Source organism: Sphingopyxis flava (assembly GCF_900168005.1).
Classification (GTDB): Bacteria; Pseudomonadota; Alphaproteobacteria; order Sphingomonadales; family Sphingomonadaceae; genus Sphingopyxis; species Sphingopyxis flava.
The window spans coordinates 146,332-171,135 of the sequence record NZ_FUYP01000002.1 but is presented as its reverse complement, the minus strand read 5'-3'; the positions used below and the strand labels follow the sequence as shown (position 1 = coordinate 171,135).

Sequence of the window (24,804 nt, the reverse complement as noted above, 5' to 3'; positions counted from 1 at the left end):
GACAATCGTGCGCATCCTTCTCACCAACGACGACGGTTATCATGCTCCCGGCTTCGCGGTGCTCGAAGCGATCGCGCGCCAGCTCAGCGACGATATCTGGGTCTGCGCACCCGCCGAGGAACAGTCGGGCGCGGGCCATTCGCTCACGCTCTCGCAGCCTGTGCGCGTTCGCCAACATGGCGAGCGGCGCTGGTCGTGCACCGGCACTCCCACCGATTCGGTGATGATCGCGATCGGCAAGCTGATGCCCGAACGCCCCGACCTCGTACTCTCCGGCGTCAACCGCGGCGCCAACCTTGGTGACGATGTCACTTACTCGGGCACTGTCTCGGCGGCGATCGAGGGCGCGCTTGCAGGGATTCCCGCCATTGCCTTGAGCCAGGTTTACGCGCGCGAGGGCATGGGCGACACGGTGCCGTTCGGCGCGGCAGAATCATGGGGCGCCAAGGTGCTGGCGCCGCTTCTCAAGACGGCGATGACCCCGCGCACCCTCATCAACATCAACTTCCCCGCCCTCCCCGCCGACGCGGTGCGCGGCATTCGCGTGACTCGGCAGGGCTTTCACGATTACGGCCGCGGCTCGATCGTCGAGGGCACCGACCCGCGCGGCTACACCTATTACTGGTTCGGCCTCCACGGCATCGAACATTCGCTGGGGCACGACAGCGATCTTGAGGCGATCGACGATGGCTATATTTCGGTGACGCCGCTCCAGCTCGACCTCACTCACGACGCCTCGCTCGCTGCGTTGCGCAGCGCGTATGAAAACTAGAATCCCGACCGCCGTCGGCGGCTAGGGGCGTCATGCCGCCATCCTCCCCGCGCTGCCGGGGGGCGACGCCTGCCCCGTCGGGGAGCACCCTTCACGGCACGGCGCGGAGGATGATTTCTTCGCATCGCTCGAAAGCAGTTGACCCGGCGAAGCGACTGCCCCCACCATGGCCCGCGATGGCAAGGCGATTAAGCAAAAGCGTCCAGCGGCAATTCGATGTGCTGCGCCGCGCGACGCGCTGGCCGGTGTGGGCCGACCTTGCGACGCGGCTCGGCGTCGCCTTTTTGCTGATCGGCATCGTGGTTCTCGTCCACTGGAGCGACCGCGAGGGGCTTCAGGACCTCTACGACGGCCATGTCAGCTTCCTCGACGTCGTCTATTTCACGATGATCTCGGTGACGACGACAGGTTTTGGCGACATCACCCCTGTGTCAGACCGCTCGCGGCTGATGGAAGCTGTAATCGTGACACCGATCCGCATCGCCGTGCTCTTCATCTTCATCGGCACTGCCTATCAATTCGTCCTCAAACGCACATGGGAAAAATGGCGCATGGCCCGCATCCAGGCAAAGCTCACCGACCATATCGTCGTCCTCGGCTTCGGCGTCAGCGGCAGCGAAGCGGTCAAGGAACTCATCGCGCGCGGAACCGACCCCGCCAGTATCGTCGTCATCGACCAGGCGCGCGGTCGGATCAATGCCGCCGAGCATCTGGGCTGCAACGTGCTCGAAGGCGACGCCTCGAACGACGATACACTGATCCATATCCGCATTGCACAGGCGCGCTCGGTGCTGGTGTCGGCAGGCCGCGACGACACGTCGATCCTCATCGTCCTCACGGTCCGACACCTCTCGCCCAATGTCCCGATCAGCGTCGTCATTCGCGCACGGGACAATGAACTGCTCGCGCGCCAGGCGGGCGCAAATAATGTCATCAACCCGGTCAGCTTTACCGGTCTGCTGCTCGCCGGATCGGCCGAGGGGGCGCACGTGGCGGACTATATGGCCGACCTCGCCGGCATCGCCGGGCGCGTTCAGCTCGTTGAACGCCCGGTCAGCGACGCAGAGATCGGGCGCAGCCTCGAGCAGCTTGTCACCGGCGGCCGCGGTCTTCGCATCTACCGCGACGGCAAACCCTATGGCTTTTGGGAAGAGGAGGCAAAGCAGCTCCAGGCGGGCGACCATGTCGTCGAAGTCGTGCGCTGCACTCCGCGCGAAACTAATCCCTGAAATCCTGGCGCTAGTTCTGCCAGAACAGCCACGCAGCCCACAGCCATCCGGCGATCAGCAGCGCGCCTCCCACCGGCGTGACGGCGCCCAGCCAGCGCGGCCCACCGAGCGCCATCGCATAAAGAGTGGTGGCGAACAGCGCCGAGCCACCAAGCAGCACGATCGCCGGTCCGCGCGCAGTGCCCATGATCGCGAACACCGCAACCGCGTGAAGCAACTGATAGAGACCGCCCGTGCGCAGCCAGTCGGCCTCCTGCTCGCCCGAGGCACCATGCGCGCCAAAGGCGCCCGCCGCCACGGCTAGCGCTGCAGAAATTGCTGCCAACACCCCCAGCATCGTGCCTGACCTTTCTTTCGCAAACCTCCGCTCCTCAATGGCGCCGCGCGCTGCGCGTGACAAGCGCTACAAAATCGACTAAGGGCGCGCCCAATCATGACAAGCAAGACTCTTCCCGCCCAGCCGAAAGTCGGCATGGTGTCGCTCGGCTGCCCGAAGGCGCTGGTCGACAGCGAACGCATTTTGACCAAGCTGCGTTCCGATGGTTACGGCCTCTCGCCCGACTATGCAGGCGCCGACGTCGTGCTGGTCAATACCTGCGGCTTTCTCGATTCGGCGAAGGAGGAAAGCCTCGAGGCGATCGGCGAGGCGATGGCCGAGAACGGCCGCGTCATCGTCACCGGCTGCATGGGTAATGAAGCCGAAGCGATCCGTGCGCGCTTCCCGAAGGTGCTCGCGGTCACTGGCGCGCATCAATATGAGCAAGTCGTCGATGCAGTTCACGAAGCCGCGCCGCCGACGCAGGGCCCCTTCGTCGATCTGGTGCCCGAGGGCGGACTTAAACTCACGCCCCGGCATTACAGCTATCTGAAAATCAGCGAGGGCTGCAACCACAGCTGCGCCTTCTGCATCATCCCTGATCTGCGCGGAAAGCTGGTGTCGCGCCGCGTCGACGCGGTTTTGCGCGAGGCTGAAAAGCTCGTCGCGGCGGGAACGCGCGAACTCTTGGTCATAAGCCAGGACACCTCGGCTTATGGCGTCGATATAAAGCACCAAAGCCGCCAATGGCACGGCACCGAGGTTCGCGCCCATATGACCGATCTTGCGCGGCATCTTGGCGAGCTCCGCACGCCCGAAGGCCGTGCCCCCTGGGTCCGCCTCCACTATGTTTACCCCTACCCTCACGTCGATACGGTGATCCCGCTGATGGCCGAGGGCGCGCTCACCCCCTATCTCGACATCCCGTTCCAGCACGCGAGCCCTCGGGTACTGAAGGCAATGAAGCGCCCTGCCAATGAAGCCAAGGTTCTTGAACGGTTGAAAAGCTGGCGCGCCATCGCCCCCGACATCGCAATCCGCTCGAGCTTCGTTGTTGGCTTCCCCGGAGAGACGGAGGAGGATTTCCAGTATCTTCTCGATTGGCTCGACGAAGCGCAGCTCGACCGCGTCGGCGCCTTCCGCTTCGAGCCTGTCGCTGGCGCGCAGGCTAATGCCCTGCCCGATCCGGTGCCTGAGGCGGTCAAGGAAGAGCGCTATCAGCGCATCATGGAAAAGACCGCCGCGATCAGCGCCGCCAAGCTCCAGGCCAAGATCGGCCGGACCCTGCCCGTGATCATCGACGAGGTGGGCGAGGCTGACGAAGAGGGCAGCATCGGCGCCACCGGCCGCAGCCAGGCCGACGCGCCGGAGATCGACGGCCATGTCTACCTTCGCGACGTCGCAGCGACGCTGAAGGCCGGCGATATCGTCGACGTCGAGATTGAGGACGCCGATGAGCATGATCTGTTCGGGGTTGTCGCGCCGTAAGGCGCGCGCGCCCGTCAGAAGAGGCGTGTCAACGAGTAGAAGAGCGCGGCGACCACTGCACTTGCGGGAATGGTGATGAACCAGGCCGCGACGACGTTCCTTGCGACGCCCCAGCGCACCGCGCTCGCGCGCCGCGCGATGCCCGCGCCGATGATGCTGCCGGTGATCGTGTGCGTCGTCGAGACGGGAATACCGAGCAAGCTCGCAGTGAACACCATGATCGAACCACCGGTCGACGCCGCGAAACCCTGATGGTGCGACAGCTTTGTGATGCGTCCCCCCATCGTCTCGATGATCTTCCATCCGCCCGACAGCGTGCCGAAGGCGATCGCGATGTAGCAGCTGAAGGCGACCCAATGCGGCACGTGGAATTCGCCCGTCATATAGCCGGTCGAATAAAGAAGTACCGCGATAATCCCCATCGTCTTCTGTGCATCATTGAGCCCGTGACTGAGCGAATAGGCGGCCGAGGAGAAGAGGTGCAGCGTCCGAAAGCTACGCTCGGCGGATTTCGCGGTCACGCTCCGAAGCGCCCAACTGCTCGCCAGCATCACCAGCATCGACAGCAGCATCCCGAGCATCGGCGACAGGAAAATGGCAATGACGGTCTTGTTCAGCCCCGTCCACTGGATGCCCTCGAACCCCGCGTGCGCGACGCCCGCGCCGACCACGCCGCCGACCAGCGCGTGGCTTGAAGACGAGGGAATGCCTTTCAACCAGGTTACGATGTTCCAGAACATCGCGCCGACCAACGCGCCGAACACGACCGCAGGCGTCACCAGATCCTTGTCGATCAGTCCTGCACCGATGGTCTCGGCGACCTTGTGCAGCGCAGGGAATGCGAGACTGAGGAAATAGGCGGCAAAATTGAAGAAGGCCGCGAATACCACGGCCTGGACCGGCCGCAACAGCCGCGTCGCAACCACCGTCGCGATGCTGTTCGCCGCGTCGTGCAGTCCATTGAGGAAATCAAACGCCAACGCCAGCACGACGAGGCCAGCGAGAAGGGGAAATGCCAGTTCGTACATGGTGGGGCGCCCCGCCTTAGGCGTGATCGATGACCAGGCCGTCGATCTCGTTCGCGACGTCCTCGAACCGGTCCACGACGCGCTCGAGGTGGCTATAGAGTTCACGCGCGATCATGAAATGGATGGTGTTCGTCTCGCCATGCTCGCGGAACAGGCGTTTCAACCCGGCGGCGTGGATCTCGTCGGCATGACCCTCCATCCGGACAAGCCTTTCGGTAAGTTCGTGAAGGCGCGCGCCGTTCGCCGAAATATTGCGCAGCAGCGGCAGTGCTTCGACGGTCAGGCGCGCAGCGTCGACGATGATCCCGGCGATGTCGCGCATCTCGGGGTAGAATTCGCGCACATCGTAAAGATCGACCGCGCCCGCGGTTTTCTGCATCTCGTCGATCGCGTCGTCCATTGAGGCGATCAGGTCGGTGATCGCACTGCGGTCGAACGGGGTGAGGAAGGTGCGGCGCACCGTCTGCAGCACCTCGCGCGTGATCGCGTCGGCGTCATGTTCACGCTCGACGATCTCCTGGATATGGTCCGCCATGCCCTCGCCGCCCTGCAGCAAGCGTGCGAGCGCCTCCGCCCCGGCCGCGAGGGTCGATGCATGGCTTTCGAAAAGATCGAAGAAATTGCCCTGCTTGGGAAGCAGGCGCTGAAACCAGGCGAACATTTGGCTAACCCCCGTTTTCTCGGCTATATTTACGGCGACGCCGCTGCTGCGAGCGACGGCGCGAAAGCCCGTGTCGCCGAACGAGCGGATCAGCGCCTGCAAATCGGCCTCATCGACCACCTTTGCCGCCTCGTAGAATGCGAACCAGCGCCGCTCGCGCTCATTCTGTTCTTTCCACTCGTCAAGTTCCCGGGTCACCGCGAGCGGAAAGACCTCGACGTCGAGCATCACCGACGCACCGTTGGGACGCCGCTTGCGATATTGATAGCTGCCGATTGGAGTCGGACAAACGGCGCCGATAACGCCGGCCTCCTCCTCGGCTTCGATTGCGGCCGATGCGTGACGTGGCAAGCCGTTGAGGGGGTTGCCCTTGGGAATGACCCAGCGCCCCGTACCGCGCGATGTGATCAGCAGGATTTCGGTCGGTCCATCCATTCCGGGACCGCCGAAGCGATAGGGGAGGACGGCTATCTGACGCATTCGAAAGCCCTCCCTTTCCTGGCAGCGGCTGGTGGTGGCATGTCGGGGACGCCCCCTATGACAATATCGCCCCAGCGGCAATGGGGGCGCTGGATCCGCTTGCGCTTTCCGTAAACGTCAATTCGATTGCAAATTGCAACGCTATGCGTAAGCTGCTTGCTTGAAACCGAGAGCCCGAAAACGGGCCGGCGCCATATTCGCTGGAATGGACGGGAGACAAGATGATGGCAGGCACGGCGACGGTGCAACGCCCCGCAGGCACAAAGGCTGCCCCGGTTGATCAGGATGTGCTGATCGTCGGCGCGGGCATCTCGGGCATCGGCATGGCGGCGCATCTGCAGATGAACTGTCCCGACCGCAGCTTTGGCCTCGTTGAGCGCCGCGCCAATTTGGGCGGCACCTGGGATCTGTTTCGCTATCCCGGCATCCGTTCGGACAGCGACATGCATACGCTCGGCTTCGTCTTTGAACCCTGGAAACATGAAAAATCGATCGCCGACGGGCCCGCGATCCTCGAATATCTGAACCGCATCGTCGATGAACGCCGCATCCGCGAACGGATCCGCTTCAACCGCAAGGTCGTCGGTGCCGACTGGAGCAGCGCAGATGCTCGCTGGACGGTGACGATGGAGGATGAGGTCGGCCAGACCTCGACGACGACGGCGCGCTGGCTCTATCTCGGCTCGGGCTATTACGACTATGACGAACCCTATGACGCCCATTTCCCCGGCCGCGAGGATTTTGAAGGCCAGATCGTCCATCCGCAATTCTGGCCGGAGAATTTCGACTATTCGGGCAAGAAGGTCGTCGTCATCGGGTCGGGTGCGACAGCGGTTACCATTGTTCCGTCGATGACCGAGAAGGGCGACGGCAAGGGCGCCGCGCATGTGACGATGCTTCAGCGCACCCCGACCTGGTATTTCATCCGTCCGGCGAAGGACGGGCTTGCAAATTTCCTCAGAAAGCTTCTGCCCGAGCAGCTCGCATACAAAATCACGCGCTTCAAGAATGTGCGATTGCAGGACCTCGCCTTTCGCCGCGCGCGCGAAAAGCCCGAGAAGGTGCGCGATTTCCTGACCAGGAAGCTCAAGGCCGCGCTGGGCGACCGTTATGACGAGAAGGCATTCACCCCGCCCTACAACCCTTGGGAACAGCGGCTTTGCCTTGTCCCCGACGCCGATTTCTTCGAAGCGATGAAAGCCGGTCAGGCATCGGTCGTCACCGACCACATCGAATGTTTCGACAAGACCGGCATTCAGCTCAAATCGGGTGAGCACCTCGACGCCGATATCGTCATCACCGCAACGGGGCTCAAGCTCGCGGTGGCCGGAAAGATCCCCGTGCGTGTCGACGGCGATCTCGTCGATTGGAGCCAGCATTTCTATTACAAGGGGTGCATGTTCTCGAACGTGCCGAATTTTGCGGTCGTGTTCGGCTATCTCAATGCCTCGTGGACGCTGCGCGCCGACATTGTGGCCGAATATGTGTGCCGGGTTCTCAACCACATGCGCGACACCCGGTCCGAGGTGGCAACGCCGGTGCTCGCGGATTCTACGAGTCTGACCGAGGAGAATATATTCGATTTCTCCTCGGGATATATCCAGCGCTCGCTGCACATCATGCCCAAGAATGCCGACAGATTGCCGTGGCGGCTCAACCAGAACTATGTCCAGGACCGCGTCGACATGCGCACCGGCGCGATCGACGACGGCATCTTGACGTTCAGCGACGCGGGACCGGCGCATGCCGGCGCGGCCCCGGCGGAGCTTGCGGCGGCGGAGTAATTGAACTTTACGACACAATCGGTTGTCGGAGCGCTGAGCCCCTCGCTTCGCTCGCAAGGACGATCAATCGACGTGCTCGGGCTTGCCCTTGCGCGAGCCCTTCGCGAAATCCTCAAGCTGCTTTTCGCTCATACTGTCGGCCATTTCGCGCGAGGCGCCCTTGAGTTTTGATTTGGGCGTGTCGCCGCGTTTGGCACTCAGCGCCGCGCCAGCAGCTTTCTGTTGGGCCTTGGACTTGGCTGGCATTTCTCGTCTCCTGCCTGCCCCCCGCTAACCATTAACGATCGTCCCGCCGTTGGGATGCAGCACCTGACCCGACATATAGCTGCTGTCATCGCAGGCCAGGAACAGGAAGGCCGGCGCGACTTCATTGGGCTCGCCCGGCCGTTTCATGGGTGTGCTTTCGCCGAAATGCGCAACCTTTTCGGCCGGAGCGCCGCCGCGCGGGTTGAGCGGCGTCCAGATCGGCCCCGGGGCAACCGCATTCACGCGGATGCCCTTGTCCACAAGATTTTCGCTCAAGGACCGGGTGAAGGCAGTGATCGCGCCCTTGGTCGCGCTGTAATCGAGCAGCCCCTTTGACCCCTGGTACATGGTGACGCTCGTGCAATTGACGATGGCCGCCCCTTGGGAGAGGTGGGGCAGCGCTGCCTGCACCAGGTAGAACATGCCGAAGATGTTGGTCGCGAAAGTGCGCTGAAGCTGGTCGGGGGAGATATCGCGGATGTCTTCGGCGGGGTGCTGCTCTCCGGCATTATTGACGAGCACATCGATCCGTCCAAGCGCCTTGACCGTCCGGGCGACGATCCTTTCTCCTGCCGCGACTTTGCCGACGTCAGCCTTGATGGTGATGGCGCGGCGCCCCTCATCTCGAACAATTGCGGCCGTGTCGTCAGCATCGGCCTTGTTGTCGAGATAAACGATCGCAACGTCCGCGCCCTCGCGCGCGAAGAGCGCGCAGACCGCGCGGCCGATACCGCTATCGCCGCCCGTGACGATTGCAACCTTCCCATCAAGGCGGCCCGAACCGGGATAGCGCGGCTGCCATTGAGGTGCGCGCGCGAGATCGGCTTCGCGATCTTTGGGCGGCTTCGCGATGGACTTGGCCGGGCCGACCTCCTTCACGAGTTTCGCAGCAGCGCGCTTCTTGCCTTCCTTCTCCTTCGGCGTCTCGCCGATCTTCCCCGCTTTGGATCGCGTGACCATTTCGTCTCTCCTCAGCTTGCAGGCCGGAAATCGCGCGCATATTCGGGCTTCACCGCGTTCACGATCGCCTCGGACATCGGCAGGTTGATCTTGTAGCTCCCTTCCGCATAAGGGCCGATCTCATAAGGCGCGATCGCGATAGTCAGGCGGTCGAGATATTTGCCGTCCGACGAGCCCAGCCAGACGGTCTGTGTCGACGCCGACGGGCATTTGCCGAACGGACTGTCGGGATCGCGCGACCAGCTTATGCCCCGCGCCGCCTTCGCGCGCTCGATGGCAGCGCACAGATCGTCGTTCGCCGCCTTGTCGAACGCTTCGCCGCTCTTGAACAGGTCGAGCGGCTTCAGCCGCTTGGCATGGCTGCGGTCCCACAGCAGCGAGTCAAAGCTCTGCATGCCGTGCGCCCCGCCCATGTACGTCGCGATCTCGCTCGAAAGGCTGAGGAAGCGGGGCGTGTCGGCGATCCGCTTCCAGCTCTGAAGATGACTGTGTGCGTGGTAGGAAAAGCCCTCCTTGTCCGCGACCGCCTTGTCGCGCGCTGCCGCGTCGACGAGCGCGCTGCGCTGCGCTGCGCGGGCAGCATCGAGAAGCGCCGCCAGTTCCGGGATGCGCGCCGCCTCGAGCGGGTAGCTATAGGCGAACGCGATCAGATCGTTCGTTTCCTCAACGTCGGACGCACTCGTTCCCCCAGCAGCGACATCTGCAGCAGCGCTGGGGGGCGCGCCCGGAACTGCGGCGGCGGCCTCGGCCGGGGTCGGGGATTTCTGAGAGCAGGCGGATGCGAGAAGCGCACTCGAGAGGAGGAGCAGCGCTGTTCGATGGCGTCGGAGCATCGTCATAAGGGCTTAACGCCGGGAATCGACAAAGTTTCCCCGCAGGCCTAGCACCAATGCATGATCGACTATTCCGACCTTATCCAGCCCGATAAAGGGCAGGAGGCTCACGCTATCCATCTCGTCGACAAGCAGAGCTATGATGAGTGGCTGAAGGGCCGCAGCGCCCGCGAGCGCGCCCACCTTGCTGCCACGCTGTACAAACCCGATGCCTTCGCCCACGTGATCCTGCCTGGTGACGATGCCGAGCGCTGGTCGGTCGTCACCGCGGTGGCTGACGCGGACAATCTGTCGGCCTGGTGCCTTGCGAAACTTGCGCAGTCCCTCCCCGAAGGCCGCTATCGCCTCGAAGGGCGCCAGCCGGGCAAGGCGCTGTTCGGCTGGATGAGCGCGCAATATCATTTCGATGCCTATCGCACCAAGACCGAGACACGCGTTCCCCGCGTTCTGCTGACCGCCGAAGTAGGCGCGATCGCGCCTATGGTCGCCGAAATGCGCGCCGTCGCGCTGGTCCGCGATTTGGTGAACACACCGGCCGCGGATATGGGACCTCCCAGGATCGAGGCCGAGGCCGAACGCATCGCCAAGGCACATGGCGCGACGCTCACCGTTACCAAAGGCGAGGCGCTCCAGCAGGATTATCCGATGATCCACGCGGTCGGCCGCGCCGCCGCAAAGCACCACGCCCCGCGGCTGATAGAGATCGTCTGGGGCAAGGAGGACCATCCGCGCGTCGCCCTGGTCGGGAAGGGTATCAGCTTCGACAGCGGCGGGCTCGACATCAAGCCCGCCGCGGGAATGCGGCTGATGAAAAAGGATATGGGAGGCGCAGCACATGTGCTCGCGCTTGCCGAGCTCGCGATGGCGGCCGGACTTCCGATCCGCCTCCACTGCCTCGTTGCGGCGGCAGAGAATGCCATTTCCGCCGACGCTTTCCGGCCCGGCGACGTGCTCAAGAGCCGGAAGGGCCTTACGGTTGAGATCGGCAACACCGATGCTGAGGGGCGGCTCGTGCTCGGCGATGCGCTTGCGCGGGCAGGCGAAGGCACACCCGAGCTGATCATCGATTTCGCGACGCTGACCGGCGCGGCGCGGGTAGCGCTCGGCCCCGACTTGCCGGCGCTCTACGCGAACGACGATGCGCTCGCAGCCGAACTGATGGCATTCGGCACCGAGCGCGACGATCCGGTGTGGCGTATGCCATTGTGGGAAGGCTATGCCGACCTGCTCGAAACCGACATCGCCGACCTTGGCAATGCAGGAAGCTCCGCCTTTGCGGGGTCGATCACCGCGGCGCTGTTTCTGAAGCGTTTCGTTCCCGAAGGCACAGACTGGGCGCATTTTGACACCTTCGCCTGGCGTCCCTCGGCCAAACCGGGCCGCCCCAAGGGCGGCGCCGCGCTCGGCCTGCGCGCCGCCTGGGCCGCGCTTCAGGCGCGCTACGACCGCCGCGGGCGCAATCGCGCGGCCGATTGAACTTTCTTGATCAAGTCCGCCGCGCTGGTCTAATGGCGCGCGATTGGCCGCCTCTGAGGCGGAGAAGCTTTTAACAGGACGGCATGTGACAGCAGAAACGGGCCTTCATTCCGCGATCCATGGCGTGCGCATGGGGCGCCCCGGCGTCGCTGGCGCAGGGCGCGATCGCTTTGGCCTGACTGGCGCGTCGCACAGCTTTGATCCGCGCGTCGTCGCAATCCGACCCGACCTTGCTGACATCGCGGTTGCGGGCGTTCATTTCGCGCCGCACTATGCCGCGCCGATGATGCGCAGCTGCGCGCTGCCCGCCGCTGCGATGCGCGCCGCGCCATCGCTTGACGCTGACCAGTCGAGCGAAATTCTGTTCGGCGAGGGGTTCGCGCTGCTCGACCTGACGGGCGGATGGGCATGGGGCTACAGCCTCGCCGATCACTATGTAGGCTATCTCGCCGCCGAGGCGCTCGGCGCGCCGATCGCGCCGACGCATCGCGTGAACATGGCCGAGGCAATGCTGCATTCGGCGCCCGACGCGGCAAGCGGCGGTCCCGCCGTGCTGCCCTTTGGAGCCATGGTGATGGGCGCGGTCGAGGGCGAATGGCTCAAGACGCCCCATGGCTACCTGCCCCTCGCAGCGTTGGTCGAGGCAGGATCAGAGGAGGCGGATCCCGCAGCAGTCGCCGAGGCAATGATCGGCGCGCCCTATCTGTGGGGCGGGCGCACTGCCCACGGCATCGACTGCTCGGGTCTCGTCCAGCTCGCCTGGAGCGCCGCGGGCGTACAGTTGCCGCGCGACAGCGACCTGCAGCTTGCCTGCCTTGGTCCTGACAAGGATATCGAGCCCGCCGGCCTCGCGCGAGGCGATCTCGTTTTCTTTCCCGGCCACGTCGGCATCATGGCCGACCACGACCGGATCATCCATGCGAGCCGACGATGGATGGAGGTCAAAAGCGAGCCACTTGCCGACGTGATCGCGCGTTCGGCGCAAAAGGGACATCAGCCGCCGACGAGCGGCATGAAAAGATTGCGATAAGTTCATCATGACACATAGGGTTTTCATCGACGGCGCGGCGGGAACGACGGGCCTCGAAATCGCCGAGCGGCTGGGAGGACGGTCCGAATTTTCGCTCATCACTCTCGACGAGGGGCGCCGCAAGGATGCCGCTGCACGCGCCGAGGCGCTGAACGCCGCCGATTTCGTCATTCTTTGCCTTCCTGATGACGCTGCGCGCGAAGCGGTGGCGATGATCGCCAACGACAGCACCCGCGTTATCGATGCCTCGACCGCGCACCGGGTCGCGCCGGGCTGGGTCTACGGACTTCCCGAAGTCAGCGGCCACGCCGTCGTCGCCGAGGCGAAGCGCGTGTCGAACCCGGGCTGCTACTCGACCGGCTTTATCGCGCTGGTCGCGCCGCTGATACGCGAAGGGCTCCTGCCCGCGGACTGGCCTTATATCTGCCACGCGGTCAGCGGCTATTCGGGCGGCGGCAAGGCGTTGATCGAGCGGTTCGAAGCCGACCGTGACATTGCGTGGCGCGGCTATGCGCTGTCGCTCGGCCACAAGCATGTGCCCGAGATGCAAGCGCGCTGCGGCCTGTCGCTCGCACCGCTCTTCTCCCCCGCCGTCGTCCCTGCTCATCGCGGCATGTTCGTCGAAGTGCCGCTGCCGCTCGCTGCGATGCAGGGCGCGGCGGCGCCTCAGCGGCTCTGGGATGCGCTCGCTGCCTTCTATGCCGAAAGTCCGGTGGTCGGCATGGGAACAGCGCCCGATGATGGCGAATTGCTGCTGCGCGCCTCCAGCGCGGGGAGCGACCGGCTCGACCTGTTCGTTTTCGCCAGTCCGGATGGCAGCCAGGCACGCCTCGTCGCGCGGCTCGACAACCTGGGCAAAGGCGCAAGCGGAGCCTGCGTCCAGAACCTCAATATCATGGCGGGCCTATCTGAAACGGCAGGCCTCAGGCTCTAGGCCCGTGCGAAAAGGCGGCTAGTGCACCGTGTCGAGCGCGCTCTCGACCGACAGATAGGTAATCAGCCGTTCGATCTGACGCCAGCGCGCGAAGTGAAGATGGTTGCCGAGCGCACGACATTGCTCGGCCCGCGCTGCCGCCGCGAAACCCGCTTCCTCTCCATGCAGATCGATCAGCGCACAGGCGTCATCGACCGCAGCGCGATCGGCGAGAAAAGGTGCTGAAATCTGCATGATGTCCCCGCTACGTGCCCAAGACCCGGCCTTAGCGCGCCGGCCTCACCGCGTCGTTCCCAACCGTGATGAACAGGAAGGTAAGGTTAATCGGGGCGAGCTGCGCCTTAACGGTTCCGCGCCCTTTCGCCCCTTTGCCGCTGCGAGCGCTCGGTGTAGACAGGCGATATGCGCAAAATCCTGAAATATGCCGTCCTCGCCCTTGTCGCCCTCCTGATTGCGGGCGGGATCACCCTCTACGTGATGTCACGCCCCGACGTCGCGCGATTCTCGACCGCCGAACTTAGCGGACGCGTGCCGGTGATGGCGGCGCAGCGCCCCGAGATCTTCCCGACGATGAACGTGCCCGAGGCGACGCATTGGCCCGCCGGGCAGGCGCCGGTGGCCGCCGAGGGTCTGGCGGTCCAGCGCTTCGCCGAAGGACTCGACCATCCGCGCTCGATACTCGTGCTGCGAAACGGCGACGTGCTCGTCGCCGAGGCGCAGAGCCCGCCGCGTGACACGTCGGGCATCGAGGGTAAGGTGATGAGCAGCCTGATGAGCAAGGCCGGTGCGGGCGGCAAGTCGGCGAACCGTATCACCCTGCTCCGCGATGCCGACGGCGACGGCAAGGCCGAGGTGAAGAGCGCATATATCACCGGCCTCAACTCGCCCTATGGCATGGCGCTCGTCGGCGACACGCTCTACGTCGCCAACACCGACGCCATCCTCGCCTTCCCCTATGTCGAAGGCGAGACGAAGATGAGCGGCAAGCCGAAGAAGATCGTCGACCTGCCCGCGAAGGGCACGAACCGTCACTGGACCAAGAGCCTCGTCGCGGCGCCCAACGGCTGGCTCTATGTCGGCGTCGGCGCCGACAGCAATATCGGCGAACAGGGCATCAACAATGAATTCCGCCGCGCCGCCGTGCTCGAAGTGCGGCCCGAAAACGGTTATGTCCGAACCTTCGCAGCGGGCCTGCGCAACCCCGTCGGCCTCGCCTGGTTTCCCGGAAGCGACCAGCTCTGGACGGTGGTCAATGAACGCGACATGCTCGGCTCCGACCTCGTCCCCGATTATCTGACCAATGTCGACGAGGGCGATTTCTTCGGGTGGCCTTGGTATTATTGGGGCGGCTTCGTCGACCCGCGCGTCGAGCCCGACACCGAGGATCGCCGGCAATATGTGAAGCGTCCCGACTATGCCCTTGGCGCTCACGTCGCGCCGCTCGGTTTCACTTTTACGCAAGGGCTCGATCTTGGCGAGCGCTGGGCGGACGGAGCGCTGATCGCGCTGCACGGTTCGTGGAACCGCGAGCCGGTCTCGGGCTACAGCGTGGTTTTCGTGAAGTTTGGCGCGCGCAGCAAACCCGTCGACGCGCTGCCGATCACCCTTCTCGACGGCTTCCTCGCCAAGGATGGCAAGACGACCCGCGGCCGCCCCGCGGACGTCAAGGTCGCAAAGGACGGCAGCGCGCTCGTCGCCGACGATACCGGCGGGGTGATCTGGCGGGTGGCAAGAGCCGGCTGATGCGGCGCCGGATCAGCCGGCGCCCCGCATCAAATATCCAGCTTCGGTCAGCGACTTTTCCGCAGCCTTCAAAACCTCACCAGGCGCGCTCGCTTCGTTTGAGCAGCGCATCATTTCGCTCTTCGCATTCGGCATGACCGACCGGACACAATCGGGCGTCATGACTTTGGTCATTCTGATCCCCGGGTGACGGCCCCTCAGTTCGCCCGCGAAAATGGCTGGCGATTGTCCCGATTCCCTCCTGCTCCGCCTCGGCCGCCTGCGAGGCGGCAAAGCGAATAGCGATCAGGCACTTGGATCGGCCTTATCCCGCGCCGCCACAGCCGGGCCAGCGGGACCAGCCGACGCCGTCCCCACGCTCTACGGGGAGGAATTAGGACGCAACCCCATCAAACCCGCATCGGCATCAGCACATAGAGCGCGGGGCTCTTCTCGCTCTCGCGGATCAGCGTCGGCGCGTTGGCATCGGCGAGATGCAGCTCGACGCTGTCACCGTCGACCTGGCCCAGAATGTCGGACAGGTAGCGAGCGTTGAAGCCGATCTCCATCGCATCGCTGTCATAACCCGCTGCCAGCTCCTCGGCCGCAGTGCCGTTCTCGGGGCTGGTGACGCTGAGCGTGATGCGATCCTTGTCGAGCCCGACCTTTACCGCGCGCGTCTTCTCACTCGCGATGGTCGAGACACGATCCACGCCTTGGAAGAGGCTCTTGGGGTCAACCTTCAGCAACTTGTCGTTCGCGGTCGGTATCACGCGGCTATAATCGGGAAAGGTACCATCGATCAGCTTGGAGGTCAGCACCGCATGGCCGAGCTGGAAGCGGATCTTCGATGCTGAGAGGCTGATCTCGACATTACCCTCGGCCTCGTCGAGCAGCTTGCGGATTTCGCCGACGCATTTGCGCGGCACAATGACGTCGGGCATGCCCGTCGCGCCCTCGGGACGCGTAACCGTATAGCGCGCGAGGCGGTGGCCATCGGTCGCGGCGGCCTTTAACACCGGCCCGGTTGCATCCTCCGCGACGTGCAGGAAAATGCCGTTCAGATAATAGCGCGTTTCTTCGGTCGAGATGGCAAAGCGCGTTTTGTCGATAATCTGGATCAGCTCCGCGACCGGCAGCTCGAAACTCGTCGGCAAGTCGCCCTCGGCGATCACCGGGAAATCGTCGCGCGGGAGCGTCGGCAGGTTGAAATTCGAACGGCCCGCCTTGACCTGCATCTTGCCCTCGGCCGCAGACAGGCTGACCTCGGCGCCCTCGGGGAGCTTGCGCGCAATCTCGAACAGCGTGTGCGCCGACACGGTGGTGGTACCCGGCGTCTCGACCTTCGCTGCGACAGTCTCCACGACCTGCAGATCAAGGTCGGTCGCCATCAACTTCAGCTGTCCAGATACATCGGCCTCGATCAGCACGTTCGACAGAATGGGAATGGTATTGCGCCGTTCCACCACCGACTGGACGTGGCCGAGGCTTTTCAGGAGCACTGCGCGTTCGATCGTCGCTTTCATTCTAATTCGTCATCCCTGCCTGTTCGGGAGAAGTCCCTGGAGGGGCGGCGGCTCGCGGGCGATTCGGCGTCGCGATTCCCTGCCCCTGAAAATGCCAACCTTCCTTAACGCACGCATCGCGCCGCGCAAGCCATGCTTGCAAAGCGTCCCCAATCGCGCAAACGAGTGCGCCATGCGCCGCGCCCTTCTTCTTCTCCTGACGCTGCTCTTTCCTGTCGCTGCGCTCGCCGCACCCGCAGCGCTTGGCGTCTTCGACGGCTGGGGTGCCTTTCGCGATCCGGCCACTCCGCGCTGCTATGCCCTTGCCGCACCCGCAGCGACGATTGGCGCGCCCGAAGTGAAAGGCTATGCAAGCGTCGGCTACTGGCCCAAATCGGGTATACGCGGCCAATTCTATGTGCGCTTGTCGAAGCCGCGCCGCGACGGCGCCGAACTGAGGCTGACGATCGGCAGCCGCCGCTTCATCCTTACCGGGAGCGGCGTACACGGCTGGGCGAGCGACGCGCGGATGGACGCCGGAATCATAGCAGCGATGCGCTCGGGGCCGAGCATGAGCATCGAGAGCGTCTCGACCCGCGGCGGCGCCATCGCCGACACCTACCGTCTGCGCGGCGCCGCGACCGCGATCGATGCTGCGGCGCTCGGCTGCGCGCGGGTGGGATAGTCTAACTTCGCGCCAACCTCGTCAGCGCGCTAGCCAGGAAATCGAGCACCGTGCGCACGCGCGGCACATGGCGAAGCCGCTCGTGGGTCAGCAACCACAAGCCCGTCGTATCCTCCATCTTCGGCGGAAGGCAGCGAATGAGGTCGGGTTCGCGATCGGCGAGAAAAGCCGGCAGGATGGTGAGCCCCATGCCGGCGCGCACTCCAGCGAGCAGGCCCGCGGCCGAATCATATTGCATGACCACCGATTCCTCGAGTCGATATTGTCGAAGCCACGCCTGATAGGGTTCCCAAACCGAGCCCCCACCGCCGATGAAGGGATGCGTTATCAGTTCATCGCGGCTCCGCGGGATGCCGTGACGGTCAGCATAATCGCGGCTGCAATAGACCGTCCAGCTGTTGTCGGCGATCCGTCGCCCCACAAGCCCCGCTCCGGCTGGCTGCTTGCTGCTGCGGATCGCGATGTCCGCCACGCCAGTGGCAAGATCGCGCGGCTCATCCGCGCTATCGAGGTGGATATGGATTTCGGGGTGCGCTGCGCGCAGATCGCGCATGATCGGCGGGAGGATGGTGATCGCGAAGATTTCCATCACCGTGATGCTCACCGTCCCGCCGGCGTCGCGCGAGCGGGCCCCTGCAGCTTCGCTGAACCGAGCCGCCGCATCGCGGACCGCCGCTGCGGTCGGCATCATGGCCTCACCCACCGGAGTCAGTGCGTAACCCGCCTGCCGGCGCTCGAAGAGATTGAGCCCCGTCGCCGCCTCGAGCGCTGCGATGCGACGTGCAACCGTCGTCTGGCTGATGCGCAGCGTCTGAGCTGCGGCAAGCGTACTGCCTGTTTCCGCGACGGCGAGAAAGGATTTAAGGTCGTCCCAATCGAACATGGCGTCTTTTGCGCAATAGCGCCCCCGATCGCATTCTGCAATTTTGCGGAATGCTCGCGCAACATCGTTGCTCCTCTGTTTGTGCTCGGGCCTCTATCTTGGACTGACCGGCTTCCTCCCCTCCTCAACAGCCGGACGATGGAGACAAAGATGTCCAAGCTTCTGATCCTCGCCGCTTTCACCACCGTCTCGTTCGCGCAGCCCGCGACGGCGCGGCCTGTCTTTCAGCCCCGAAGCGCAATCGTGACGCACAGCGATCTCGATCTTGCGACCGAAAAGGGCACCAAGGCGCTCGAACGCCGCATCTGGCGCGCCGTTGTCTTCGTGTGCGGGACAGCGTCCGACTACGACCTTGAGGGCAGGAACGAAGTGCGCGAATGCCGCCGCGAGACCCGCGCGATCGCGGTAGTCGAGGCCGAACGGGTGGTGGCGCACGCGGCGCGCGCTCGGCCGCTTCAGGTGACGACCCGCAGCAAATGAGCGGACGGGCGCGTCAGTCGCGCCCGTCGAACTCGGCCCGCGCGGCCTCGACCTCGCCCAGATGCGCCTCGGCCCAGTGCCAGACGCCGCAAAAAGCCTCGCCCAGGCTACGGCCGAGGTCGGTCAGCCGATATTCGACCTTCGGCGGAATCACCGGATGGACGGTGCGGTGGACGAGACCGTCGCGCTCCATCGCGCGCAGCGTCTGGGTCAGCATCTTCTGGCTAATACCGGGAACGAGCTGAGCAAGGCGCGTGAAGCGGCAGGTCCCATGCTCCTCCAGCTCCTCGAGCACGAGCAGCGTCCACTTGTCGGCGACTCGCCCGATCAGCTCGTTGACGAGCATCTCGACGCGCGGGTCGACCGGGTCGGGGGATTTTTGTTCAGGCTGCAGCACGTCGAAAAACCCATTTCTCTCTTAGAGGTAACTATAGCACTTTTGGGTGCCTACTTTCCTTTGGAGAGTATATGCATAAATGGGCGTCCTCACCATCCCAGATGAGGAGTTCCCTCCATGAAGACCACGGGCAACACCATTCTGATAACCGGCGGCGGCTCGGGCATAGGCCTCGCGCTGGCGCAGCGCTGGCACGACGCTGGCAATGTCGTGATCATCACCGGCCGCAACTCTGCAAAGCTGACGGCCGCGGCCGCGGGCAGGGCGAGCCTCCATGCGATGCCGCTTGACGTGACCGACCCCGACACCATCGCTGCCTTCGCGCAGGAGGTGACGGACCGCTTCCCGGCCCTCAATGTCCTCGTCAACAACGCGGGCGTAATGATGCACGAGGCGATCGACACGAGGCGCGACCTCGCCGACGCTGAATTGACGGTGATCACCAACCTGCTCGGTCCGATCCGACTGATTGACGCGCTCATTGATCATCTCGTCACCGCGCCGGACAGCACGATCGTCAATCTAACCTCGGGTCTCGCCTTCGTTCCGCTGCCCAGGGCACCGACCTATTCGGCGACCAAGGCGGCGCTGCATAGTTACACGCAGGCATTGCGCGTCCAGCTCGAAGGCAAGGTGGAGGTGATCGAGCTCGCGCCGCCTGCGGTGCGAACTGAGCTGACTCCGGGCCAATCGGCGCGCGAGAATTATATGCCGCTTGGCGACTTCGCCGACGAGGCGATGACGCTCTTCGCGCTCGAGCAGACCCCATCAGAAATCCTCGTGCGCAACGTCCTGCCGCTGCGGAATGCCGAGGCCGACGGCGCCGTCGCCGAGCGGCTGGCATTTCTCAAGGCGCTCTGACCCCATCTCCTCCTCGCAGCGCGGCCGCGGGGAGGATCGCGCGGATTGCGCAAACCGCCCTTCCCCCCTATATGCGCGCGCATCATGCAGATCCCCGGCCATATCGACCCGGTTACCACGGGCACCGTTCCGCTGCGCGGCGGCAATCGCGTCGACCTTGTCGGCCTGACGCGCGAGGGAATTCGCGCCGCACTCGAGGACGCCGGGCTCGACGCCAAGGCTGCAAAGCTGCGCGCCAAGCAGATCTGGCACTGGATCTATCACCGGGGCGTTACCGAATTCGACGCGATGACCGATATTGCAAAGTCGATGCGCCCATGGCTGACCGAGCGCTTCATCATCGGACGACCCACAGTCGTGACCGCGCAGGTGTCCAATGACGGCACGCGCAAGTGGCTGCTCGCCGCTGCCGACGGCCAGGAATATGAGATGGTATTCATCCCCGACGCCGACCGCGGAACGCTTTGCGTGTCGAGCCAGGTTGGCTGCACCCTTAACTGCCGCTTCTGCCACACCGGCACAATGCGCCTCGTTCGCAACCTGACCGCGGGCGAGATCGTGGGGCAGGTGCTCCTCGCGCGCGATGCGCTCGGCGAATGGCCAAAGGGAACGATGGCGGGGGGCGCCGACGACGAGGAAGACGACGCGGGCCACTACACCTCTGACGGCCGCATGCTTACCAACATCGTGATGATGGGCATGGGCGAGCCGCTCTACAATTTCGACGAGGTCAAGGGCGCGCTGAAGATCGTGATGGACGGCGATGGCCTCGCGCTGTCCAAGCGGCGCATCACCCTTTCAACGAGCGGCGTTGTCCCGATGATGGCGCGCGCAGGCGAAGAGATCGGCGTCAATCTCGCCGTCTCGCTCCACGCGGTGACCAAGGAAATCCGCGACGAGATCGTGCCTCTCAACCGCAAATATGGCATCGAGGAACTGCTCGCGGCCTGTGCCGCTTATCCGGGCGCGAACAATGCACGCCGCATCACCTTTGAATATGTGATGCTGAAGGACAAGAATGACAGCGATGAGGATGCCCGCGAACTTGTGCGTCTCATCAAGCAGTACAGGCTGCCCGCCAAGGTCAATCTTATTCCCTTCAACCCGTGGCCGGGCGCACCCTATGAATGCTCTTCTCCCGAGCGGGTGCGCGCGTTCAGCAACCGGATCTTCGAGGCCGGCATCTCTGCCCCCATCCGCACACCGCGCGGGCGAGATATAATGGCGGCGTGCGGGCAGCTGAAAAGCGCGGCGACCAAGGTGACGCGCGCGGAACTCGATCGCATCGCCGAGGAAAAGCAGGCTGCACTGGGATAAGGCGCTCCCGCCGGGGGCTTCGCTACGGCGCAAACTCTTGAAACCCGGATCAAAACCGACATTTCTAAGGTCCGGGCGCCGAGGCTGACTTGCTGCGCCTTTCTGCACTGTGTTGTAAAAATAACACAGGCGAGGAAATTGTCCTATTCTGAACGCGCCGTTCATTGACGCGACAGGTCCGAACGCCATCTAGGGGCGCGGACCCCGACCCAAAGGGCGCGGGTCCTTTCAGAGAAAAGGAAGAGAAAATGAAGAAGTTCGCAGTTGCAGCCGCTCTCCTCTCGGCCGTTGTTGCCGCCCCCGCCATGGCCGCCGACGGCGGCGAAGCCCGCGTCGAAGTGCGCGGCGGCTACGTCACCGGCAGCGGTCTCGACGACGCGACCCTGGGCGCTGCGGCCGGCTATGACTTCGACCTCGGTTCGACGACTTTCGTCGGTGCCGAAGTGGCCGGCGACAAGGTTCTGATCGACGGAGCCGACGTTCAGTTCTCGGCCGGCGGCCGCGTCGGCGCGAAGATCGGCGAGAAGGGCAAGCTCTACGCCGCTGGCGGTTACACGTTCAGCGACATCGACGACCCTTATGCAGGCGTCGGCTATGAGCACAAGCTTGGCACAAACCTCTACGGCAAGGTCGAATATCGTCACCAGTTCATTGGTAACTTCAGCGATTTCGACACCTTCGCCGTTGGCGTCGGCTTCGCCTTCTGATCCGATCGGACAGGTTTGAGCGAGAGGGGCGGTCCCGCGGGGCCGCCCCTTTTCCTTGTGCCGGGCACGGCGCGGCCCCTTTCATCCCCTGGCAACCAAGCCGATCGATTGAAGACCGTCACAGTCCGTTCGATGACCCCTGTTAATAAGCGTGCTCAAGAACATGCTCCCGGTCATGTTGGCTGGTCGGCCTCCGCTTTAAATGCCTTGGCGCAAGAACAGGCGATCCGCCCCAAGGAGCCAGCCCAGCAAATCAGCCGATGCGGCGCGGGCGCGGCCGCCATCCGTCAGCGGGAGAATCTGGAAAGGCATGTTCTGATCCTTCGCGATGCGACTCCGGCCCTGTTCCCAGGCGCGTTCATCGCGGGCTGGGATCTGGGTTTTACCGGGAACGAGGCATCTCCTGGTCGAGACGATCCCGCCATCCTTCGCATATCCCCTTCCCTTTCCAGCATCGCCGCGCCACGGTGAGGCATGACCGCTTTCGCCTATATCGGGGCCGCGCTCGCCGAGATCGCCGGATGCTTTGCCTTCTGGGCGTGGCTGCGAATGGACAAGTCTGCCGGATGGCTGCTGCCCGGCATGGCCTCGCTGGCGCTCTTTGCATGGCTTCTCACACTCGTCGATGCCAATCATGCGGGGCGCGCCTACGCCGCCTATGGCGGCGTCTATATCGTGGCGGCAATTTTGTGGCTGTGGGCAGTCGAAGGCGCGCGGCCTGATCGCTGGGACCTTCTTGGCGGGCTCATCTGCCTCGGCGGAGCCGCTATAATCCTCTTTGGCCCGCGCGGCAGTCCCGCATGAGTATCACCATCGACAGGGTCCTGACCGGAAAAGCCCAGCGCTTCGGCGACAGAGGCGAAGCGAGCGCGATTGACAAAACCCGCGTTGCGGGGCCGAGGCGCGTCGGCTTCCTCGGCATCGAGGGCGATGAGCAGGCTGACCTTTCGGTCCACGGGGGCCCCGACAAGGCGATCCATCACTATCCGCGCGATCATTATCCCTTCTGGTGCGAACAGCTCGGCGACCATGCCCTTCTTGCTGCGCCGGGTGCGTTTGGAGAGAATATCTCGACGAGCGGCCTCACCGAAGAAATTGTCTGCATCGGTGACCGGTTCCGGCTCGGCAGCGCGCTGGTCGAGATCAGCCAGGGACGCCAGCCCTGCTGGAAGCTCGGCCACCGTTTCGGCGTCGCCAGTGTTCCCGCGACGGTGGTGAGCAGCGGGCGCTGCGGCTGGTATTATCGCGTGATCGAGGAAGGGGCGGTCGCCGAGGGCGACGCGCTCGAGCCTGTCGAGCGCTCATTGCCCAACTGGACCGTCGCGCGCGTTTTTGCCCTGTTGATCGGCGGGGCTGGAAAGCGCGAGCCCGACGCCCTGCGAACGCTCGCGGAGATGGAAGCGCTCGCGGCGAGCTGGCGCGCGCGCGCGAAGAAACTTCTCGTCTAGATCGATCGCTTGAAACCTGCCGAAGGCCCAAAGCAAATCCTCGGTGGCTGCCGTGCCCGCAAATCGGCGGCAGATCTCTTCGCCGCCGGCGGCACGCCCATCGCGATGCGGGCTATTGCTCCGGCAGCGCCGCTCCGACCAGCGGTGCCAGTCCCTGGGCAATTACCTCCACCCCCTTGGCATTGGGATGAATATGGTCGTCGAGCATCAGCGACGGGTCGGTGACCACATTGTCGAGGATGAAGGGATAGAGGCTCGCCCCATATTTCGTCGCGAGCTCGTGGAAGATGGGGTTGAACGCCTTGGCATAGTCGGCGCCGAGGTTGGGCGCCGCAACCATTCCGGTCAGCAGCACCGGAATGCCGCGCCGGTCGAGCTCGGCCAGCATGGCGTCGAGATTGGCGCGCGTCTCGTCGGGACCGATCCCGCGCAACATGTCGTTGCCGCCAAGCCCCAGCACTACGAGCGCGGGCTTGGATTTCGCATTATCGAGGACGAAGGAGAGGCGCTGTCGTCCTGCCGCGGTGGTGTCGCCCGAAACGCCGGCGTTCTGGACGCGCACGCGAATTCCGTCGGCCAGAAGCTGCGCCTGAAGCTGCGGAGCGAGACCGTCCCTGGGCCCCAGCCGGTAGCCGGCGTAGAGGCTGTCGCCAAAGGCTATGACAAGCGGCACGTCGCGGCGGAGCGCAGCAGCTGCGTCGGCTTTTGCCTCTTCGCGCGGCGCTGGCGGCGCTGGCGGCGCATCGGCGCTGCCGCACGCGGCGAGTGGTTGGCAAAGCGCGATTGCGCAACCATATATTCCGACAGAGCGCCATCCGGCCGCTTTCATTCCAAAAGGTTCCTTCCTTGCCCGACGCTCCCCGACACCAGACCTCTCTGGCGCCAGAGCTGGCGATCGCCGCCCATAATGTGACGCTGACGCTCGGGAGCGACAAGGCCCCCGTCGAAATATTGCGCGGCGTCGATTTCGAGGTCGAGGCCGGCACGTCGGTCGCGCTGCTCGGCCCATCGGGGTCCGGCAAAAGCTCGCTGATGGCCGTTCTTGCCGGGCTCGAGCGCGCAAACGGTGGCAGCATCCGCGTTGCAGGCCTCGATTTCACGGCGATGGACGAGGATGAACTTGCGCGGGCGCGGCGCGGACGAATCGGCATCGTGCTCCAGGCCTTTCACCTGCTGCCGACAATGACAGCTCTGGAAAATGTTGCAGTACCGCTCGAACTTGCAGGCGTGGCCGACCCCTTTGGCCGCGCGCGGGCCGAACTGGAGGCCGTGGGTCTTGGTCACCGGCTCACCCATTATCCCGCACAGCTTTCAGGAGGTGAGCAGCAGCGCGTGGCCATCGCACGCGCGATGGCGAGCGAACCTGCGATTATTTTTGCCGACGAACCGACCGGGAATCTCGACACCGCGACCGGCCATTCGATTATCGAATTGATCTTTGCCCGGCGGGCCGCATTGGGAGCGACGCTGCTCATCATCACCCACGACCCCGAACTCGCCGAACACTGCGACCGGGTCATCACCATGCATGACGGGCGGATCAAGGAGCGGGCGGCTTGAGC

28 protein-coding genes are annotated in these 24,804 nt (G+C 64.3%); 17 read left to right on the top strand and 11 right to left on the bottom strand.

What is annotated here, in order from left to right; translation table 11 throughout:
• Positions 1-7 precede the first annotated feature (7 nt).
• Positions 8-772, top strand: coding sequence for a 5'/3'-nucleotidase SurE (gene surE / locus B5X69_RS02370; RefSeq protein ID WP_079637086.1), 765 nt, complete (start codon positions 8-10; stop codon positions 770-772).
• 176 nt (positions 773-948) lie between these two features.
• A complete protein-coding gene (locus B5X69_RS02365) occupies positions 949-2,001 on the top strand; it encodes a potassium channel family protein (RefSeq protein WP_079637085.1) in 1,053 nt (350 codons plus the stop codon).
• 10 nt (positions 2,002-2,011) lie between these two features.
• On the opposite strand, the gene B5X69_RS02360 is transcribed toward B5X69_RS02365, so the two are convergent.
• Positions 2,012-2,338: a DUF423 domain-containing protein gene (locus tag B5X69_RS02360; RefSeq protein WP_079637084.1), complete on the bottom strand. Its 327-nt coding sequence runs from the start codon at positions 2,336-2,338 to the stop codon at positions 2,012-2,014.
• 96 nt (positions 2,339-2,434) lie between these two features.
• Between B5X69_RS02360 and rimO the strand changes: the two genes are divergently transcribed.
• Positions 2,435-3,805: a 30S ribosomal protein S12 methylthiotransferase RimO gene (gene rimO / locus B5X69_RS02355; protein WP_079637083.1), complete on the top strand. Its 1,371-nt coding sequence runs from the start codon at positions 2,435-2,437 to the stop codon at positions 3,803-3,805.
• Between the two features lie 14 nt (positions 3,806-3,819).
• Here rimO and B5X69_RS02350 read toward each other — a convergent pair whose 3' ends face one another.
• Together B5X69_RS02350 and B5X69_RS02345 are read right to left on the bottom strand one after the other, a co-directional pair.
• A complete protein-coding gene (locus tag B5X69_RS02350; protein ID WP_079637082.1) occupies positions 3,820-4,833 on the bottom strand; it encodes an inorganic phosphate transporter in 1,014 nt (337 codons plus the stop codon).
• Between the two features lie 16 nt (positions 4,834-4,849).
• Positions 4,850-5,974 carry a DUF47 family protein gene (locus tag B5X69_RS02345; RefSeq protein ID WP_079637081.1) on the bottom strand — a complete coding sequence of 375 codons (1,125 nt, stop codon included), beginning with the start codon at positions 5,972-5,974 and terminating at the stop codon, positions 4,850-4,852.
• A gap of 224 nt (positions 5,975-6,198) precedes the next feature.
• Here B5X69_RS02345 and B5X69_RS02340 point away from each other — a divergent pair, with 224 nt between their 5' ends.
• Positions 6,199-7,758 (top strand): flavin-containing monooxygenase, encoded by a 1,560-nt coding sequence (locus B5X69_RS02340; protein ID WP_079637184.1) that lies wholly within the window; start codon positions 6,199-6,201, stop codon positions 7,756-7,758.
• Positions 7,759-7,821: 63 nt separating this feature from the next.
• Here B5X69_RS02340 and B5X69_RS02335 read toward each other — a convergent pair whose 3' ends face one another.
• The 3 genes from B5X69_RS02335 to B5X69_RS02325 are packed head-to-tail and all read right to left on the bottom strand — an operon-like array spanning position 7,822 to position 9,797.
• Entirely contained in the window at positions 7,822-8,004 is a 183-nt protein-coding gene (locus tag B5X69_RS02335) for a DUF3008 family protein (protein WP_053552912.1), read from the bottom strand.
• Positions 8,005-8,028: 24 nt separating this feature from the next.
• Positions 8,029-8,964 carry an SDR family oxidoreductase gene (locus B5X69_RS02330; RefSeq protein ID WP_079637080.1) on the bottom strand — a complete coding sequence of 312 codons (936 nt, stop codon included), beginning with the start codon at positions 8,962-8,964 and terminating at the stop codon, positions 8,029-8,031.
• An 11-nt stretch (positions 8,965-8,975) separates the two neighbouring features.
• On the bottom strand, positions 8,976-9,797 hold the full coding sequence (locus tag B5X69_RS02325) for a DUF3298 and DUF4163 domain-containing protein (RefSeq protein WP_245798537.1): 822 nt from the start codon (positions 9,795-9,797) through the stop codon (positions 8,976-8,978).
• Positions 9,798-9,857: 60 nt separating this feature from the next.
• Here B5X69_RS02325 and B5X69_RS02320 point away from each other — a divergent pair, with 60 nt between their 5' ends.
• From B5X69_RS02320 to argC, 3 genes are all read left to right on the top strand, one after another.
• Complete coding sequence (locus B5X69_RS02320) at positions 9,858-11,273, top strand: leucyl aminopeptidase family protein (protein WP_079637078.1); 1,416 nt, start codon at positions 9,858-9,860, stop codon at positions 11,271-11,273.
• 85 nt (positions 11,274-11,358) lie between these two features.
• Complete coding sequence (locus B5X69_RS02315) at positions 11,359-12,303, top strand: C40 family peptidase (RefSeq protein ID WP_245798535.1); 945 nt, start codon at positions 11,359-11,361, stop codon at positions 12,301-12,303.
• Between the two features lie 7 nt (positions 12,304-12,310).
• Positions 12,311-13,237 carry an N-acetyl-gamma-glutamyl-phosphate reductase gene (argC, locus tag B5X69_RS02310; RefSeq protein ID WP_079637077.1) on the top strand — a complete coding sequence of 309 codons (927 nt, stop codon included), beginning with the start codon at positions 12,311-12,313 and terminating at the stop codon, positions 13,235-13,237.
• A gap of 18 nt (positions 13,238-13,255) precedes the next feature.
• On the opposite strand, the gene B5X69_RS02305 is transcribed toward argC, so the two are convergent.
• The gene (locus B5X69_RS02305) at positions 13,256-13,471 is read right to left on the bottom strand and encodes a hypothetical protein (protein ID WP_079637076.1); all 216 of its coding nucleotides are present in this window, start codon (positions 13,469-13,471) and stop codon (positions 13,256-13,258) included.
• Positions 13,472-13,639: 168 nt separating this feature from the next.
• Here B5X69_RS02305 and B5X69_RS02300 point away from each other — a divergent pair, with 168 nt between their 5' ends.
• Positions 13,640-14,980 (top strand): PQQ-dependent sugar dehydrogenase, encoded by a 1,341-nt coding sequence (locus tag B5X69_RS02300; protein ID WP_079637075.1) that lies wholly within the window; start codon positions 13,640-13,642, stop codon positions 14,978-14,980.
• Between the two features lie 389 nt (positions 14,981-15,369).
• On the opposite strand, the gene dnaN is transcribed toward B5X69_RS02300, so the two are convergent.
• Entirely contained in the window at positions 15,370-16,485 is a 1,116-nt protein-coding gene (gene dnaN / locus B5X69_RS02295) for a DNA polymerase III subunit beta (RefSeq protein ID WP_079637074.1), read from the bottom strand.
• Positions 16,486-16,657: 172 nt separating this feature from the next.
• Here dnaN and B5X69_RS02290 point away from each other — a divergent pair, with 172 nt between their 5' ends.
• Entirely contained in the window at positions 16,658-17,149 is a 492-nt protein-coding gene (locus tag B5X69_RS02290; RefSeq protein ID WP_079637182.1) for a hypothetical protein, read from the top strand.
• A gap of 1 nt (position 17,150) precedes the next feature.
• Here B5X69_RS02290 and B5X69_RS02285 read toward each other — a convergent pair whose 3' ends face one another.
• Positions 17,151-18,032, bottom strand: a complete 882-nt coding sequence (locus tag B5X69_RS02285; RefSeq protein ID WP_079637073.1) for a LysR family transcriptional regulator — start codon at positions 18,030-18,032, stop codon at positions 17,151-17,153.
• Positions 18,033-18,182: 150 nt separating this feature from the next.
• On the opposite strand from B5X69_RS02285, the gene B5X69_RS02280 reads away from it, so the two are divergent.
• The gene (locus B5X69_RS02280; protein WP_079637181.1) at positions 18,183-18,512 is read left to right on the top strand and encodes a UrcA family protein; all 330 of its coding nucleotides are present in this window, start codon (positions 18,183-18,185) and stop codon (positions 18,510-18,512) included.
• Between the two features lie 13 nt (positions 18,513-18,525).
• Here the strand turns inward: B5X69_RS02280 and B5X69_RS02275 are convergent, their stop codons facing one another.
• Positions 18,526-18,858, bottom strand: coding sequence for a winged helix-turn-helix transcriptional regulator (locus B5X69_RS02275; RefSeq protein ID WP_079637180.1), 333 nt, complete (start codon positions 18,856-18,858; stop codon positions 18,526-18,528).
• Between the two features lie 168 nt (positions 18,859-19,026).
• Between B5X69_RS02275 and B5X69_RS02270 the strand changes: the two genes are divergently transcribed.
• The 6 genes from B5X69_RS02270 to B5X69_RS02250 all read left to right on the top strand — a co-directional run bounded on the left by B5X69_RS02270 (position 19,027) and on the right by B5X69_RS02250 (position 23,242).
• Entirely contained in the window at positions 19,027-19,770 is a 744-nt protein-coding gene (locus B5X69_RS02270) for an SDR family oxidoreductase (protein ID WP_079637072.1), read from the top strand.
• 84 nt (positions 19,771-19,854) lie between these two features.
• Positions 19,855-21,087, top strand: a complete 1,233-nt coding sequence (gene rlmN, locus B5X69_RS02265) for a dual-specificity RNA methyltransferase RlmN (RefSeq protein WP_079637071.1) — start codon at positions 19,855-19,857, stop codon at positions 21,085-21,087.
• Between the two features lie 248 nt (positions 21,088-21,335).
• On the top strand, positions 21,336-21,794 hold the full coding sequence (locus B5X69_RS02260) for an outer membrane protein (protein ID WP_079637070.1): 459 nt from the start codon (positions 21,336-21,338) through the stop codon (positions 21,792-21,794).
• A 108-nt stretch (positions 21,795-21,902) separates the two neighbouring features.
• Positions 21,903-22,265 (top strand): hypothetical protein, encoded by a 363-nt coding sequence (locus B5X69_RS20835; protein WP_139375634.1) that lies wholly within the window; start codon positions 21,903-21,905, stop codon positions 22,263-22,265.
• A gap of 3 nt (positions 22,266-22,268) precedes the next feature.
• A complete protein-coding gene (locus B5X69_RS02255) occupies positions 22,269-22,598 on the top strand; it encodes a YnfA family protein (RefSeq protein ID WP_079637069.1) in 330 nt (109 codons plus the stop codon).
• The gene (locus B5X69_RS02250) at positions 22,595-23,242 is read left to right on the top strand and encodes an MOSC domain-containing protein (protein WP_079637068.1); all 648 of its coding nucleotides are present in this window, start codon (positions 22,595-22,597) and stop codon (positions 23,240-23,242) included. The genes B5X69_RS02255 and B5X69_RS02250 overlap by 4 nt, the downstream gene beginning before the upstream one ends.
• A gap of 112 nt (positions 23,243-23,354) precedes the next feature.
• Here B5X69_RS02250 and B5X69_RS02245 read toward each other — a convergent pair whose 3' ends face one another.
• A complete protein-coding gene (locus tag B5X69_RS02245) occupies positions 23,355-24,071 on the bottom strand; it encodes an arylesterase (RefSeq protein ID WP_079637067.1) in 717 nt (238 codons plus the stop codon).
• A gap of 17 nt (positions 24,072-24,088) precedes the next feature.
• On the opposite strand from B5X69_RS02245, the gene B5X69_RS02240 reads away from it, so the two are divergent.
• Positions 24,089-24,802, top strand: a complete 714-nt coding sequence (locus B5X69_RS02240; protein WP_079637066.1) for an ABC transporter ATP-binding protein — start codon at positions 24,089-24,091, stop codon at positions 24,800-24,802.
• Positions 24,803-24,804 lie beyond the last annotated feature (2 nt).